Here is a 16,615-nt window from a genome sequence, read left to right as displayed (position 1 = left end):
TTTTGAGTGCCTGATGACAGGCCGGAATGGTGAGTAACGTATGACAGATTTAACCACGCAAGATCTCGCTCAGCCTGCATGGCAAACCCGTGACCATCTGGATGATCCAGTGGTCGGCGAGCTGCGTAACCGTTTTGGGCCGGATGCCTTTACCGTTCAGGCCACCCGCACCGGTATCCCGGTCGTCTGGGTGAAACGTGAACAGTTACTGGAAATTGTCGAATTCTTGCGTAAGCTGCCAAAGCCGTATGTCATGCTGTATGACTTGCACGGCTTCGATGAGCGTTTACGTACCAACCGCGCCGGTTTACCCGCCGCGGATTTTTCCGTTTTCTATCACCTGCTTTCGATTGAACGTAACCGCGACATCATGCTCAAGGTGGCGCTCTCTGAAAACGATCTGAATGTGCCAACCATCACCAAAATCTTCGCCAATGCCAACTGGTATGAGCGCGAAACCTGGGAGATGTTTGGTATCACCTTTAATGGTCACCCGCACCTGACGCGCATCATGATGCCGCAGACCTGGGAAGGCCATCCGCTGCGTAAAGATTACCCGGCGCGTGCCACTGAGTTCGATCCGTTCGAACTGACCAAGCAGAAAGAAGATCTGGAGATGGAGGCGTTAACCTTCAAGCCTGAAGATTGGGGCATGAAGCGTAGCACCACCAATGAGGACTTCATGTTCCTCAACTTGGGTCCTAACCACCCGTCCGCGCACGGTGCCTTCCGTATCATCCTGCAGTTGGATGGCGAAGAGATCGTCGACTGCGTACCTGATGTCGGCTACCACCATCGTGGTGCTGAGAAGATGGGCGAGCGCCAATCCTGGCACAGCTACATTCCGTACACTGACCGTATCGAATATCTCGGCGGCTGCGTGAACGAAATGCCCTACGTGCTGGCGGTGGAAAAATTAGCCGGGATCACCGTGCCAGATCGCGTCAACGTGATCCGCGTGATGCTGTCTGAGCTATTCCGCATCAACAGCCACTTGCTGTACATCTCCACCTTTATCCAGGACGTTGGCGCGATGACACCGGTGTTCTTCGCCTTTACCGACCGTCAGAAAATTTATGACGTGGTTGAAGCGATTACCGGTTTCCGTATGCACCCAGCCTGGTTCCGCATCGGCGGTGTGGCTCACGATCTGCCGAAAGGGTGGGAGCGTCTGCTGCGTGAGTTCCTCGACTGGATGCCGAAGCGTCTGAAAGAGTATGACAAAGCCGCACTGCGCAATACCGTGTTGATGGGCCGTTCGCAAGGCGTTGCGGCGTATAACATGGACGAAGCGCTGGCGTGGGGCACCACCGGTGCTGGCTTGCGTGCCACCGGCCTCGACTTTGACGTACGTAAATGGCGTCCGTATTCAGGCTATGAAAACTTCGATTTTGAGATCCCGGTTGGCGCAGGCATTAGTGATGCCTACACCCGCGTTCAACTGAAAATGGAAGAGATGTGGCAGTCACTGCGCATTCTGGAACAGTGCCTGAAAAACATGCCGGAAGGCCCGTTCAAAGCGGATCACCCGCTGACCACGCCGCCACCGAAAGAGCGCACGCTGCAACACATCGAAACCCTGATCACGCACTTCCTGCAAGTTTCGTGGGGCCCGGTCATGCCGGCCAACGAATCCTTCCAGATGATTGAAGCGACGAAAGGGATCAACAGCTACTACCTGACCAGCGATGGCAGCACCATGAGCTACCGCACCCGCGTGCGTACGCCAAGCTTCCCGCATCTGCAGCAGATCCCATCGGTGATCCGCGGCAGCCTGGTATCCGACTTGATCGTATACCTCGGTAGTATCGATTTTGTTATGTCAGACGTGGACCGCTAATTATGCACGATCAAAAAATTGCCATTCACACTATCGACCCTGATGAGGTCTTTGTGCTGAGCGAGACCGAGCACCACGCTATCGAGCACGAAAAACACCATTACGAAGATGCGCGCGCCGCTTCGATTGAAGCGTTGAAGATCGTGCAGAAACAGCGTGGTTGGGTACCGGACGGTGCCATCAATGCCATTGCTGACGTGCTGGGTATTCCAGCCAGTGACGTGGAAGGTGTGGCCACTTTCTATAGCCAGATTTACCGTACGCCGGTAGGCCGTCACGTTATTCGTTACTGCGACAGCGTGGTGTGCCACATCACAGGTTTCCAGGGCATTCAAGCCGCGCTTGAGCAGAACCTGAATATCAAGCCGGGCCAGACCACAGCCGATGGCCGCTTTACCTTGCTGCCAACCTGCTGCCTGGGCAACTGTGACAAAGGCCCAACCATGATGGTGGATGAAGATACCCATGTTCATCTGACCCCGGAAGGCATCGCCAATCTGCTGGAGCAGTATCAATGACCATTAAACAGATCATTCGTACTGCGGAAACTCATCCACTCACCTGGCGTCTGCGCGACGACAAGCAGCCGGTGTGGATCGATGAATATCGCAGTAAAAACGGTTATGTCGGCGCTGATAAAGCACTGAAAGGTATGAGCCAGGACGAAATCGTTGCGGCAGTGAAAGACTCCGGTCTGAAAGGTCGCGGTGGCGCAGGCTTTAACACCGGCCTGAAGTGGAGCCTGATGCCGAAAGACGAATCCATGAACATCCGTTACCTGCTGTGTAACGCCGATGAAATGGAGCCAGGCACCTATAAAGACCGCCTGCTGATGGAGCAAATGCCGCACCAGTTGGTGGAAGGTATGCTGATCAGTGCGTTCGCCTTGAAAGCCTACCGGGGCTACATCTTCTTGCGTGGCGAGTATATCGAAGCGGCCGTGCATCTGCGCCGTGCGATTGCCGAAGCCACCGAAGCGGGCTACCTCGGTAAAAACATTCTCGGTACCGGTTTCGATTTTGAACTGATCGTGCATACCGGTGCTGGGCGCTATATCTGTGGTGAAGAAACCGCGCTGATCAACTCACTGGAAGGTCGCCGCGCGAACCCGCGTTCTAAGCCACCATTCCCAGCGAGTGCGGGCGTATGGGGCAAGCCAACCTGCGTCAACAACGTGGAAACCTTGTCCAACGTCCCAGCCATCTTCCTCAACGGTGTTGACTGGTACAAGAACATCTCTACCAGCGAAGACACCGGCACCAAAATGATGGGCTTCTCTGGTCGTGTGAATAACCCTGGCGTGTGGGAACTGCCGTTTGGCACGACCGCGCGTGAGATTCTGGAAGATTATGCCGGTGGCATGCGTGATGGCCTGAAGTTTAAAGCCTGGCAGCCAGGCGGTGCAGGGACTGACTTCCTGACCGATCAACATCTCGACCTGCCAATGGAATTTGCCAGCATCGGTAAAGCCGGTAGCCGTTTAGGTACTGCGCTGGCGATGGCGGTTGATCATGAGATTGGTATGGTGTCGCTGGTGCGTAACCTCGAAGAGTTCTTTGCGCGTGAATCCTGTGGCTGGTGTACGCCGTGCCGTGATGGCTTGCCATGGAGCGTGAAGATCCTGCGTGCGTTGGAGCAGAAAAAAGGCCAGCCGGGTGACATCGAAACCCTGCTGCAACTTTGCCGCCAACTCGGCCCAGGTAAAACCTTCTGTGCCCACGCACCGGGTGCCGTTGAGCCATTGCAGAGCGCGATTAAATATTTCCGTGAAGAGTTTGAAGCCGGCATTGCGCCGCAGGTGTTTGGCAATACCCGATCGATCGGTGGTATTCAGCCCAACCTGCTGAAAGCGCGCTGGTAATCAGCCGCCGTACACGGAATTCACCCTGCGCCGACACGGCGCGGGGGACAGAATTAGATGTTTAACGCTCGTCTTAGGGCGAGCCTTACGGAAGCATGTTCACTATGGCTACAATCCATGTAGACGGTAAAGAATATGATGTGAACGGAGCCGACAACCTGTTGCAGGCGTGTCTCTCTCTGGGCCTTGATATTCCTTATTTTTGCTGGCATCCGGCGCTGGGAAGCGTGGGTGCCTGCCGCCAGTGCGCGGTGAAGCAATTCCAGAATGCCGAAGATACCCGTGGTCGTCTTGTTATGTCATGCATGACACCGGCGTCGGACGGCACCTTTATCTCCATCGACGATGGCGAAGCGAAAGAGTTTCGTGAAAGCGTGGTGGAATGGCTGATGACCAACCACCCGCACGACTGTCCAGTGTGCGAAGAGGGCGGTAACTGCCATCTGCAAGATATGACGGTCATGACGGGCCACAGCTTCCGTCGTTACCGCTTCACCAAACGTACGCACCAGAATCAGGACCTCGGCCCGTTCATCTCCCATGAAATGAACCGCTGTATTGCCTGCTATCGCTGCGTGCGTTATTACAAAGATTACGCAGACGGCAAAGATCTTGGCGTTTACGGTGCCCATGACAACGTTTACTTCGGTCGCCCGGAAGATGGCACGCTGGAGAGCGAGTTCTCCGGTAACCTGGTCGAAATCTGCCCGACCGGCGTATTCACCGATAAAACGCACTCCGAACGCTACAACCGTAAATGGGATATGCAGTTCGCACCGAGCATCTGCCAGCAGTGCAGCGTGGGTTGTAACACCAGCCCAGGCGAGCGTTATGGTGAACTGCGTCGTATTGAAAACCGCTACAACGGCACCGTAAACCACTATTTCCTGTGTGACCGCGGTCGCTTCGGTTACGGCTATGTAAACCGTAAAGATCGTCCACGTCATCCGGTACAGAAACGCGGTAACGATTGGGTCAGCCTCAACGCTGAACAAGCGGTGAATGCGGCGGCTGACGTACTGCGTCAGGCGAAGCGCGTGATCGGGATTGGATCACCGCGTGCCAGCATTGAAAGCAACTTTGCGCTGCGTGAACTCGTCGGCGCGGAAAACTTCTCCACCGGTATGCCTGCCGCTGAGCAAGCACGCGTGGAGTTGATGCTGAAAGTACTGCAGGAAGGCGGTATCTATACGCCATCACTGCGTGAAATCGAAAGCTACGATGCGGTGCTGGTGCTGGGTGAAGATCTGACGCAGGTTGGTGCGCGTGTCGCACTCTCTGTGCGCCAGGCGGTGAAAGGCAAAGCGCGTGAAATGGCAGCAGCCCAGAAAGTGGCTGACTGGCAGATCGCGGCGATCCTGAACATCGGTCAGCACGCCAAACATCCGCTGTTTGTCACCAACGTTGATGAAACCCGCCTTGATGATATCGCGGCGTGGAGCTATCGCGCACCGGTGGAAGATCAGGCTCGTCTCGGTTTCGCCATTGCCAATGCGCTCGATGAAACAGCTCCAGCCGTCAGTGGCTTTGACAGCAAGCTGAACGGCAAGCTGGATGTGGTGGTACAGGCGTTAGCCGGTGCCAAAAAGCCACTGATAATTTCTGGTACCCACTCTGGCAGCACCGCGATGATTGAAGCGGCCGCCAACGTGGCGAAAGCACTGAAAGGTCGCGGTGCCGATGTCGGTATCACCTTCCTTGCGGGTGCCGCCAACAGCTTTGGTCTCGGCCTGATGGGTGGACAATCGCTGGATAGCGCGCTGGAACAGCTGGATAAAGGCGAAGCGGAAGCGCTTGTGGTGTTGGAAAACGATCTTTACCGTCACGCACCGAAAGCCACCGTGGATGCGGCTTTGCACAACACCGCACACGTGATTGTGGTTGATCATCAGCGCACGGCGACGCTGGAAAAAGCCGGTCTGGTGCTCTCGACTGCGAGCTTCGCAGAGAGTGATGGCACCTCGATCAACCAGGAAGGCCGCGCACAGCGTTTCTTCCAGGTTTACGATCCGTCTTACTACGACAACAACATAGTGATGCTGGAGAGCTGGCGCTGGCTGCACTCGCTGCATAGCACTGTTGAAAGCCGTCAGATTGACTGGACGCTGCTTGATCACGTGATCGATGCCACCGTTGCAGCATTGCCGCAGCTGAAAGGTATTAAAGACGCGGCGCCGGACGCAAGCTTCCGTATTCGCGGTCAGAAACTGGCGCGTTCACCGCACCGTAACAGTGGCCGTACCGCGATGCGTGCCAATATTAGCGTGCACGAACCGCGTCAGCCGCAAGACAAAGACACCATGTTTGCCTTCTCAATGGAGGGTAACAACCAACCAAGCGCACCACGTTCGCAGATTCCATTCGCCTGGGCTCCAGGCTGGAACTCACCGCAAGCATGGAACAAGTTCCAGGCTGAAGTCGGTGGCAAACTGCGTCATGGCGATCCAGGTGTGCGTCTGTTTGAAGCGAGCGAAGGATCACTGCCGTGGTTCACCGCCGTGCCAGAAAGCTTTGTTGAAGGCAGCCAATATCGCGTTGCACCTTACTATCAGCTGTTTGGTAGTGAAGAGATGACTCAGCGTTCACCGACCTTCCAGAAGCGTATGTCGCCAGCCACGCTGGTGATTAACCCGGCTGATGCAGAGAAACTGGGCGTCAACAACGGCTCTGCGGTTGAACTGGTTTGTGCCGGTGAAACGCTGCGTCTGCCAGTACGCTTCTCCACTTCCCTGCAAGCAGGGCAGGTGGGTCTGCCGCTGGGTATGCCAGGTGTGCCGCCGTTCCTCTCAGGTGCGCAAGTTGACAAACTGCAGGAGGCTGCACAATGAGCTGGCTGACACCGGACGCTATCGACATCCTCATCCAGATCCTGAAAACCATTGTGATCCTGCTGGTGGTGGTGGGTTGTGGTGCCTTTATGAGTTTCGCCGAGCGTCGTCTGCTCGGCTTATGGCAGAACCGTTATGGACCGAACCGTGTTGGCTGGGGCGGCTCGCTGCAGCTCGCCGCTGACATGATCAAAATGTTCTTCAAAGAGGACTGGGTTCCGCCGTTTACCGATCGCTTCATCTTTACTCTGGCACCGGTTATTGCCTTTGTCTCGCTGCTGCTGGCGTTTGCTATCGTGCCGGTTTCGCCTACCTGGATGGTCACCGACCTGAATATCGGTTTGCTGTTCTTCCTGATGATGGCGGGCCTGGCAGTCTACGCTGTGCTGTTCGCCGGTTGGTCGAGTAATAACAAATACTCGCTGCTGGGTGCGATGCGTGCGTCGGCGCAGACGCTGAGCTACGAAGTGTTCCTTGGCCTGTCACTGATGGGTGTGGTGGCGCAAGCCGGTTCATTCAACATGAACGCCATCGTCGAGAGCCAGACGCACTTGTGGAACATCATTCCGCAGTTCTTCGGCTTCGTGACCTTCTGCATCGCGGGCGTCGCGGTGTGTCACCGTCATCCGTTTGACCAACCAGAAGCGGAACAGGAACTGGCCGATGGTTACCACATCGAATACGCCGGTATGAAGTTCGGTCTGTTCTTCGTCGGTGAATACGTGGCAATCACCACCGTTTCAGCGCTGATTGTGACGCTGTTCTTCGGTGGCTGGCACGGTCCATTCCTGCCGCCATTCATCTGGTTCGCCCTGAAAACGGCGTTCTTTATGGTGATGTTTATCCTGATTCGTGCTGCGCTCCCGCGTCCACGTTATGACCAGGTGCTGTCGTTCGGCTGGAAAGTGTGTCTGCCGTTGACGTTATTGAACCTGCTGGCGACCGCCGCAGTGATTCTGTACAGCGCGCAGTAAGGGGTTTTGAGATGACTTTAAAAGATATTGTCGTTGGCTTCGGCACGACAGTGCGCAGTATCTGGATGATAGGCATGCACGCCTTCGCCAAGCGCGAAACCCAGATGTATCCAGAAGAGCCGGTCTATCTGCCGCCGCGCTACCGTGGTCGTATCGTACTGACGCGCGATCCCGACGGCGAAGAGCGTTGCGTTGCCTGTAACCTGTGTGCGGTAGCCTGCCCAGTGGGTTGTATCTCACTGCAGAAAGCGGAAACGGTTGATGGTCGTTGGTATCCGGAGTTCTTCCGCATCAACTTCTCGCGCTGCATCTTCTGCGGTCTGTGCGAAGAAGCCTGCCCGACCACGGCGATTCAGCTGACCCCCGATTTCGAGTTGGGTGAGTTCAAGCGTCAGGATCTGGTGTATGAGAAGCAGGACCTGCTGATTTCCGGTCCGGGTAAATATCCGGAGTACAACTTCTATCGCATGGCGGGTATGGCGATCGACGGGAAAGAGAAGGGCGAAGCGGAAAACGAAGCCAAGCCAATCGACGTCAAAAGCTTGTTACCTTAAGGAGCCAGGTATGGAATTTGCGTTTTATCTTTGCGGACTGGTGGCGGTGCTGACGACATTACGCGTCATCACGCACACCAATCCGGTACATGCGCTGCTGTACCTGATTGTTTCGCTGCTTTCGATTGCGGGTGTGTTCTTCTCGATGGGCGCCTACTTTGCCGGTGCGCTGGAGATCATCGTTTACGCCGGTGCCATTATGGTGCTGTTCGTGTTCGTGGTGATGATGCTGAACCTGGGCAAAACTCAGCAGGACCAAGAGCGCGAGTGGCTGAAGCCTTCGCTGTGGATTGGGCCTGGCATCGTCTCCCTGTTGCTGCTGGTAGTGATGATTTACGCCATTAGCACCGCGCACGATCAGGGTATCGATGGCACCGTCATCGATGCGAAAGCGGTCGGTATCAGTCTGTTTGGTCCTTACGTACTGGCGGTTGAGCTGGCGTCAATGCTGCTGCTGGCCGGTCTGGTGGTGGCCTTCCATATCGGACGTGAAGAGCGGCAGGGCGAAGTGCTGAGCAATCGCCATGCTGATGCACATGCGAATAAGGAGGATCACGCATGATCCCGTTACAACACGGCCTGATGTTGGCTGCTGTGCTGTTTGTTCTCGGCCTGACCTCGCTGGTACTGCGCCGCAATTTGCTGTTCATGCTGATTGGTCTGGAGATCATGATCAACGCCGCGGCACTGGCGCTGGTGGTAGCAGGTAGCTACTGGGGACAAGCTGACGGCCAGGTGATGTACATTCTGGCGATCAGCCTCGCGGCGGCGGAAGCCAGCATTGGCCTGGCCCTGCTGCTCCAGCTCTATCGTCGTCGTCAGACGCTGAACATTGACACAGTGAGCGAGATGCGCGGATGAATCTTCTCTATTTAACCGTATTATTTCCGCTGATTGGCTTCCTGCTATTGGCGTTTTCCCGTGGTCGCTGGTCGGAGAATCTGTCGGCAGCGGTGGGAATGGGATCGGTCGGTCTGGCGGCATTGACCACCGTTTTCGTTGGTATGGATTTCTTCAGCAATGGTCAACAGCCTTTTACTCAGGCGCTGTGGACATGGATTCAGGTCGGCCACTTTGATATCAAAGTGAATCTGGTACTGGACGGCTTGTCACTGACCATGCTGTCGGTGGTCACGGGTGTCGGTTTCTTCATCCACATGTTCGCTTCATGGTACATGCGCGGTGAAGAGGGCTATTCACGCTTCTTCGCTTACACCAACCTGTTCATCGCGAGCATGGTGGTGTTGGTGCTGGCCGACAACCTGATGCTGATGTATCTCGGTTGGGAAGGCGTGGGCCTGTGCTCTTATCTGCTGATTGGCTTCTACTACAGCAACCCAGAGAACGGCAAAGCGGCGATGAAAGCCTTTATCATCACCCGTGTCGGTGACGTGTTCCTGGCTTTCGCGCTGTTCATTCTCTACAACGAGCTGGGTACGCTGAACTTCCGCGAGCTGGTGGAGCTGGCGCCTGCGCACTTCGCTGCTGACAACCATATGCTGCAGTGGGCAACCCTGATGCTGTTGGGTGGTGCGGTCGGTAAATCTGCACAGTTGCCGTTGCAAACGTGGCTGGCCGATGCGATGGCGGGTCCTACGCCGGTATCAGCGCTGATCCACGCCGCCACCATGGTGACCGCGGGTGTTTACCTGATTGCGCGTACCCATGGCTTGTTCCTGCTGACGCCGGAAGTGCTGCATCTGGTGGGGATTGTGGGTGCGATCACCTTAGTGCTGGCAGGCTTTGCCGCGCTGGTGCAAACCGACATCAAGCGCGTGCTGGCTTACTCAACCATGAGTCAAATCGGCTACATGTTCCTGGCGCTGGGCGTACAGGCATGGGACGCGGCCATTTTCCACTTGATGACGCACGCCTTCTTCAAAGCACTGCTGTTCCTTTCTTCTGGTTCGGTCATTCTGGCCTGCCACCACGAGCAGAACATCTTCAAAATGGGCGGCCTGCGTAAGAGCATCCCATTGGTGTACACCTGCTTCCTGGTGGGCGGCGCAGCGCTGGCGGCACTGCCGCTGATTACCGCAGGTTTCTACAGTAAAGATGAAATTCTGTTTGGTGCGCTGGCGAATGGTCACATCAATCTGATGGTGGCGGGTCTGGTCGGTGCATTCCTGACCTCAATCTACACCTTCCGCATGATCTTCATCGTGTTCCACGGCGAAGAGAAAATTCATGCGCATGCGGGCAAAGGCATTACTCACCATCTGCCACTGATTGTTCTGTTAGTGCTCTCCACCTTCGTTGGCGCCATGATTACGCCACCGCTGGCGGGCGTGCTGCCGCAGAATGAATTCGGTGAGGGCGGAAAAGTGGCACTGGAAATCACCTCAGGCGTGGTCGCGATTGTCGGCATCCTGATTGCTGCTGCCCTGTGGCTCGGTAAACGCCAGCTGGTCACCCGCGTTGCTAACAGCGCGCCGGGCCGTTTCTTCGGCACCTGGTGGTTTGCGGCATGGGGCTTCGACTGGCTGTATGACAAGGTGTTTGTGAAACCTTATCTCGGCATTGCCTGGTTGCTGAAGCGCGATCCGCTGAACTCACTGATGAACCTGCCTGCGCTGCTGTCGCGCATCGGTAATAAAGGTTTGGTGGTAAGCGAGAACGGCTACCTGCGCTGGTATGTGGCTTCCATGAGTGTCGGTGCCGTGGTGGTACTGGCGCTGATGCTGGTGATTTAAAGATTGATGAGCGGGGGCGAGAGGATCAAGGGTTCTTTCACCCCAGAAGCGAATGTGAAAAATTGCCTGAATGACGAAGCGTTATTGATATAGCCCGTTTCGTTGCCGTTAGTGTGCAGCAACCAAAGCGTATTTTGTACGTGAGGGTGGCGAGCGCTGACGGTGATGGAAGTGGCAAGCAAGATAGCTCGAAATCAGGTTGAAAAAAGGGAAGTATGCCGTGCTATTACCTTGGCTAATAATCATACCTTTTGTTGGGGGTCTGCTTTGCTGGTTAGCAGAGCGCCTCGGCGCAAAAGTGCCGCGTTGGATCGCCATGATCACCATGGGGCTGACGCTGGCACTCGGTCTGCAGTTGTGGCTGCAGGGAGGCTATTCACTCACCCAGGCTGCTGGAATGCCGCAGTGGCAGTCGACTTTCTCGGTGCCATGGATTCCACGCTTCGGTATTAACTTCCATCTGGCTATTGACGGTTTGTCACTGCTGATGGTGGTGCTGACCGGCCTGCTCGGTTTGATGGCGGTGCTCTGTTCCTGGAATGAAATCGAGAAGTATCAGGGCTTTTTCCACCTCAACCTGATGTGGATCCTCGGTGGTGTGATTGGCGTGTTCCTCTCCATCGACATGTTCCTGTTCTTCTTCTTCTGGGAAATGATGCTGGTGCCGATGTACTTCCTCATCGCGCTCTGGGGTCACAAAGCCTCTGACGGTAAAACGCGTATCAGTGCCGCAACCAAATTCTTCATCTATACCCAGGCTTCGGGTCTGGTGATGTTGATTGCGATTTTGGCGCTGGTGTTTGTGCACTACAACGCCACCGGCGTCTGGACCTTCAGCTACGAAGAACTGCTGAAAACGCCAATGTCGCACACCGTTGAATATCTGCTGATGCTCGGCTTCTTTATCGCCTTCGCCGTAAAAATGCCGGTGGTGCCGCTGCACGGCTGGTTGCCGGATGCGCACAGTCAGGCACCGACCGCCGGTTCGGTTGACCTCGCAGGTATCTTGCTGAAAACGGCGGCGTACGGTCTGCTGCGTTTCAGCCTGCCACTGTTCCCGAATGCTTCCGCAGAGTTTGCGCCGATTGCTATGTGGCTCGGTGTACTGGGTATCTTCTACGGTGCCTGGATGGCGTTCTCGCAGACGGATATCAAACGTCTGATTGCTTATACCTCCGTTTCGCACATGGGCTTCGTGCTGATTGCTATCTACACCGGCAGCCAGCTGGCGTTCCAGGGCGCGGTGATTCAGATGATTGCTCACGGCCTGTCCGCCGCAGCACTGTTCATTTTGTGTGGTCAGCTGTATGAGCGTCTGCATACCCGTGACCTGCGTCAGATGGGTGGTTTGTGGTCACGCATTAAATGGATTCCAGGCCTGTCGCTGTTCTTCGCGGTGGCCAACCTCGGTATGCCAGGCACCGGTAACTTTGTCGGCGAATTTATGATTCTGACCGGCAGTTTCCAGGTGGTGCCGGTGATTATCGTGATTGCCACCTTTGGCCTGGTGTTTGCCTCGGTGTATTCGCTGGTGATGATGCAGCGCGCTTACTACGGCGAAGCGAAATCGAAAGATCCGCTGCCGGGCATGTCACCGCGTGAATTCATGACGATCGGCGTGCTGGTGGTGCTGCTGGTTCTGCTGGGTGTTTATCCACAGCCGATCCTTGATACCTCTCACGCTGCGATGAGCAATATTCAGCAGTGGTTTACCGCTTCAATTTCAACTACAAGGCCGTAATTCGCCATGACAATAACTCCTCAACATCTGATTGCGTTACTACCGCTGTTGATCGTCGGATTGACGGTGGTGGTGGTGATGCTGTCCATTGCGTGGCGACGCAACCACTTTGTCAATGCCACGCTGACGGTCATTGGCCTGAACGTGGCGCTGTTTTCACTGTGGTTTGTCGGTCATGTCGGCGCCATGGATGTCACGCCGCTGCTGCGCGTTGACGGCTACTCGATGTTCTACACCGCGCTGGTGCTGCTGGCCAGCCTCGCGACCTGCACCTTTGCTTATCCGTGGCTGGCCGGTTTCCCGGACAACAAAGATGAGTTCTATCTGCTGGTGCTGATTGCGGCGCTCGGTGGCATCGTGCTGGCAAGTGCCAACCATCTGGCGGCACTGTTCATCGGTATTGAACTGCTGTCACTGCCGCTGTTTGGTCTTATCGGCTACGCCTTCCGCCAGAAACGTTCGCTGGAAGCGGCGCTGAAATACATGATCTTGTCAGCGGCGGCCTCATCGTTCCTGATTTTCGGTATTGCGCTGATTTATGCCGATTCGGGCAGCCTGAGCTTCGTACAGTTAGGTAAGAGCCTGAATGACAGCATGATCCAGCAACCATTGCTGCTGGTCGGTTTGGGCATGATGATTATCGGCCTCGGCTTTAAGCTGTCACTGGTTCCGTTCCACCTGTGGACGCCAGACGTTTATCAGGGTGCGCCTGCGCCGGTTTCAACCTTCCTGGCCACCGCCAGCAAAATCGCCATCTTTGGTGTGGTGATGCGCTTGTTCCTATACGCGCCAGTGACGGACAGCGAAGCCGTGCGCACCGTGCTGGGTGTCATCGCCTTTGTGTCGATTCTGTTCGGTAACCTGATGGCGATTTCGCAGAGCAACATCAAACGTCTGCTCGGTTACTCATCGATCGCTCACCTGGGCTATTTGCTGGTGTCGCTGATTGCGGTGAAAACCCATCAGCTGTCGCTGGAAACGGCGGGTGTGTACCTGGCGGGTTACCTGTTCAGCAGCCTCGGCGCGTTCGGTGTGGTCAGCCTGATGTCCAGCCCGTACCGTGGCCCGGATGCTGATACGCTCTACTCTTACCGTGGTCTGTTCTGGCACCGTCCGATTCTGTCAGCGGTAATGACCGTGATGATGCTGTCGTTGGCCGGTATCCCGATGACCTTGGGCTTCATTGGTAAGTTCTATGTGATCGCCTCCGGTGTGAACGCACACCTGTGGTGGCTGACTGCGGCGGTGGTTGCTGGTAGTGCAATTGGTCTTTACTACTACCTGCGTGTGACGGTGAGCCTGTACCTCAGTCCGCCTGAGATGCACACGCGCGATCGTGATACGCCAGCCAACTGGGCCTTCACCGCCGGTGGTGTGGTGGTGCTGATCTCGGCGATTCTGGTACTGCTGTTGGGTGTCTATCCGCAGCCACTGATCTCGCTGGTGCAGCTGGCACAGCCGCTGATGTAAATGCGATTTGACCTCAGAAATCAGGCCCAAGGGCCTGATTTTTTTTGCCTGTAATCTGAGAATGCGATCACGACAAGGCAATGCGGCAACCCTGTACGGCTGCTTAATACCCGCGCGCTGTGATACTCTCAGGGGATCACTTTTTTCGCTCAGACAAGGAAGCATCATGGAAATGCAATGGCTTGATTGCCACCACAGTGAACTGAGTGCACAGCAGTTGTATACCGTGCTGGCACTGCGCAATCACGTATTCATTGTGGAGCAAAACTGCCCCTATCAAGACGTAGATGGTCAGGATTTGCGAGCAGAGAATCGCCACATTATGGGCTTCCTTGACGGAAAATTATTGGCCTACGCTCGCGTGCTTACGCCCTCACTGGACAGCGCCCCGGTGCTGATTGGTCGCGTGATCGTGTCCGAAGAAGCGCGTGGCCTGAAGTTGGGCTATCGACTGATGGAGAAAGCACTGGAGAGCTGCGATACCCATTGGCCGCAACGCACTATTTATTTATCAGCGCAGGCCCATCTGGAAGGGTTTTACGGTCGTCTTGGCTTCAAAGCGGTGGGGGACGTTTACATGGAAGATAACATTCCGCACATTGGTATGCAGAAAGCGTAATGGCGAGGAATTCTCCTCGCCATTTATACCCGTCATACTTCAAATTACCGGTGAGTTGGCTGCTCTGGCTCACCCGAATCACTGACTTGAGTCAGCTCATCGGGTTCTCTCGTTTGCTGCCTTCCCGAAATTCGAACTTTTTAGGGGGATATCAGCCCGGCGTCATCTGTCGGTCATCGGTGTATTTACGCTGATCCGGCGGCGGTGGGAAATACTGATACAGCCAGGTTTCACTTAAGGTCTCATCTTTGGTGCGCAGGAACAGGCGCATATCCACCGGCTTAGTAGAGTCGCTGTTCGGATACCAGTCAAACAGAATGCGGTAGCCGTTAAGCGGCTCCACATAAAGAATCTCAACCTGCTTGATGGTGCCAGCATTGACTGTAATAACCGGCTCAATGCCTTTCGGCGCAGCGGCTTTCAGGTCGCCACCGACGAAATCAATCGCAAAGCGACGGCACCACTGATCGGGGAAGTGCTCGCCTGGCGCCCAACCTTCCGGGAAACCGCCGATGCCGGTACGTGTGGCATCCACGCGCGCCAGCCCGCTGCGCACGGGCGGCAGTTGGCTCCAGTAAAGTTTGTACTGGAAGTTAAATTCGCTGCCCGCTTTAACCGGTTCCGTTGGCTGCCAGAAGCACACCACGTTATCCAGGGTTTCACCGGTCGTCGGGATCTCCATCAGGTTGATGGCGCCTTTGCCCCACTTGCCAATCGGCTCAACCCACAGGCTTGGGCGCTTGTCGTACCAGCCAATGACATCCTGATAATCTTTGAAGTCGTGGTTGAGCTGCAGCAGACCAAAACCACGTGGGTTTTCATCTTCATAAGCATTGAATTGCAAGCGTTGTGGGTTGTTCAGCGGGCGTGCAATCCATTCCCCTTTACCGGTCCACATTGCCAGACGATCGGAGTCATGGATTTGTGGATGATAGGTATTACACATGCGACGCTCGTTGGTGCCGCAGCTAAACATACTGGTCATCGGCGAGATGCCGAGCTGACGAATGTCGTTACGGGCAAACAGGTGGTTTTCCACCTCCATCACCACGCGTTTCTCTTCGCAGTGGATAGTGAACTTGTACGCACCGGTCACGCTGGCGCCGTCCAGCAGCGCATAAACCACGAAGGTGGTGTCGTCGGCTTTCGGTGTTTCAAACCAGAAGGCGGTAAAGTCCGGGAACTCTTCGTGGCCGTTGCTAAAGGTGTTTACTGCCACACCGCGCGCTGACAAGCCGTACTGGAAGGTTTCATCAACAGCACGGAAGTAGCTCGCACCGAGGAACGAGACGATATCGCGACGCGCCAGTTCTGGCTTTTTAAACGCGCGGAAACCGGCGAAGCCCAAATCGGTTTTGCCGACCAGTTGTTGGGTATCGACGTTAGCGTTGTGGTAGTTAAACAGTTCGGGACGGAAGTGGATTTCGCGCGCTTCACGGCTATCGGCATCCACTGAGAACATGCGGATACGGCGTTTAAAGCCCATCCCCACGTGGAAGAACTGCACATCTAATTCGCGATCGGGAATGTTGTTCCACAGCGAATGGTTGGCATCGTACTGAATTTCGTTGTAGGCCTGCGGTGTCAGATTGGCCAGGGTGTCAGGAAGCGGGCCGGGTGCGCCGCCCCAGGGCTGTTTCGCCAGCGCGGAGGCTTTCTTTTTCAGTGAGTCGAAATCGAAGCGAACTGCGGTGCCGTCGGCGATGCCATCATCGGCCCAGGCGGACTGCGCAAACAGCGAGGAGAGCCCGGTCATGCCGCTTGCGGCAGAGAGGGCCATGGACGCTTTCATAAATTTTCTACGATTCATGCCGGAAATCTAATCCTTAGCTGCTCTGGTGTGTTGTGACTGTCGTAAGACGCATTACGTCTGGCTACAAGGGGATACGACAGTCGCGAAATTAAAAAATTCAGTCTGACAAAAATTTATCAGATTAATCAAATAAGCGAAGCAGAATTCACGCTGCAACAGCGCGGATTACGCAACTTTGCATTGAGTCGAGTAAAACCCAGCGTAATCCTAATCCCTTGCGCG

The 16,615-nt window shown here is 55.5% G+C and carries 13 protein-coding genes; 12 read left to right on the top strand and 1 reads right to left on the bottom strand.

Annotated features, from left to right (window positions below; genetic code table 11):
• Nucleotides 1-40: 40 nt before the first annotated feature.
• From nuoC to VI01_RS00620, 12 genes are all read left to right on the top strand, one after another.
• Nucleotides 41-1,840: an NADH-quinone oxidoreductase subunit C/D gene (gene nuoC / locus VI01_RS00675; protein WP_045813647.1), complete on the top strand. Its 1,800-nt coding sequence runs from the start codon at nucleotides 41-43 to the stop codon at nucleotides 1,838-1,840.
• 2 nt (nucleotides 1,841-1,842) lie between these two features.
• On the top strand, nucleotides 1,843-2,358 hold the full coding sequence (nuoE, locus tag VI01_RS00670; protein ID WP_038645741.1) for an NADH-quinone oxidoreductase subunit NuoE: 516 nt from the start codon (nucleotides 1,843-1,845) through the stop codon (nucleotides 2,356-2,358).
• Nucleotides 2,359-2,360: 2 nt separating this feature from the next.
• Nucleotides 2,361-3,701: an NADH-quinone oxidoreductase subunit NuoF gene (gene nuoF, locus VI01_RS00665; protein ID WP_197079552.1), complete on the top strand. Its 1,341-nt coding sequence runs from the start codon at nucleotides 2,361-2,363 to the stop codon at nucleotides 3,699-3,701.
• 104 nt (nucleotides 3,702-3,805) lie between these two features.
• A complete protein-coding gene (gene nuoG / locus VI01_RS00660; RefSeq protein ID WP_045813645.1) occupies nucleotides 3,806-6,529 on the top strand; it encodes an NADH-quinone oxidoreductase subunit NuoG in 2,724 nt (907 codons plus the stop codon).
• Complete coding sequence (nuoH, locus tag VI01_RS00655; protein ID WP_045813644.1) at nucleotides 6,526-7,503, top strand: NADH-quinone oxidoreductase subunit NuoH; 978 nt, start codon at nucleotides 6,526-6,528, stop codon at nucleotides 7,501-7,503. The genes nuoG and nuoH overlap by 4 nt, the downstream gene beginning before the upstream one ends.
• Nucleotides 7,504-7,514: 11 nt before the next feature.
• Nucleotides 7,515-8,057 (top strand): NADH-quinone oxidoreductase subunit NuoI, encoded by a 543-nt coding sequence (gene nuoI, locus VI01_RS00650; protein ID WP_034825061.1) that lies wholly within the window; start codon nucleotides 7,515-7,517, stop codon nucleotides 8,055-8,057.
• A 10-nt stretch (nucleotides 8,058-8,067) separates the two neighbouring features.
• Complete coding sequence (gene nuoJ / locus VI01_RS00645) at nucleotides 8,068-8,619, top strand: NADH-quinone oxidoreductase subunit J (RefSeq protein WP_034825059.1); 552 nt, start codon at nucleotides 8,068-8,070, stop codon at nucleotides 8,617-8,619.
• Nucleotides 8,616-8,918 carry an NADH-quinone oxidoreductase subunit NuoK gene (gene nuoK, locus VI01_RS00640; RefSeq protein ID WP_034825057.1) on the top strand — a complete coding sequence of 101 codons (303 nt, stop codon included), beginning with the start codon at nucleotides 8,616-8,618 and terminating at the stop codon, nucleotides 8,916-8,918. The genes nuoJ and nuoK overlap by 4 nt, the downstream gene beginning before the upstream one ends.
• The gene (nuoL, locus tag VI01_RS00635) at nucleotides 8,915-10,750 is read left to right on the top strand and encodes an NADH-quinone oxidoreductase subunit L (RefSeq protein ID WP_045813643.1); all 1,836 of its coding nucleotides are present in this window, start codon (nucleotides 8,915-8,917) and stop codon (nucleotides 10,748-10,750) included. The genes nuoK and nuoL overlap by 4 nt, the downstream gene beginning before the upstream one ends.
• A 220-nt stretch (nucleotides 10,751-10,970) precedes the next feature.
• The gene (nuoM, locus tag VI01_RS00630) at nucleotides 10,971-12,491 is read left to right on the top strand and encodes an NADH-quinone oxidoreductase subunit M (RefSeq protein ID WP_045813694.1); all 1,521 of its coding nucleotides are present in this window, start codon (nucleotides 10,971-10,973) and stop codon (nucleotides 12,489-12,491) included.
• Between the two features lie 6 nt (nucleotides 12,492-12,497).
• Complete coding sequence (gene nuoN / locus VI01_RS00625) at nucleotides 12,498-13,961, top strand: NADH-quinone oxidoreductase subunit NuoN (protein ID WP_045813642.1); 1,464 nt, start codon at nucleotides 12,498-12,500, stop codon at nucleotides 13,959-13,961.
• A 166-nt stretch (nucleotides 13,962-14,127) separates the two neighbouring features.
• The gene (locus tag VI01_RS00620) at nucleotides 14,128-14,580 is read left to right on the top strand and encodes a GNAT family N-acetyltransferase (protein WP_038645762.1); all 453 of its coding nucleotides are present in this window, start codon (nucleotides 14,128-14,130) and stop codon (nucleotides 14,578-14,580) included.
• Between the two features lie 151 nt (nucleotides 14,581-14,731).
• Here the strand turns inward: VI01_RS00620 and VI01_RS00615 are convergent, their stop codons facing one another.
• A complete protein-coding gene (locus tag VI01_RS00615; protein ID WP_045813641.1) occupies nucleotides 14,732-16,390 on the bottom strand; it encodes a glucan biosynthesis protein D in 1,659 nt (552 codons plus the stop codon).
• Nucleotides 16,391-16,615: the final 225 nt, after the last annotated feature.

This window comes from Pantoea sp. SM3, assembly GCF_000963995.1.
Lineage (GTDB): Bacteria > Pseudomonadota > Gammaproteobacteria > Enterobacterales > Enterobacteriaceae > Pantoea > Pantoea rwandensis_B.
The sequence above is the reverse complement of the archived record's forward strand: the minus strand, read 5'-3'. Positions and strand labels throughout refer to the sequence as shown.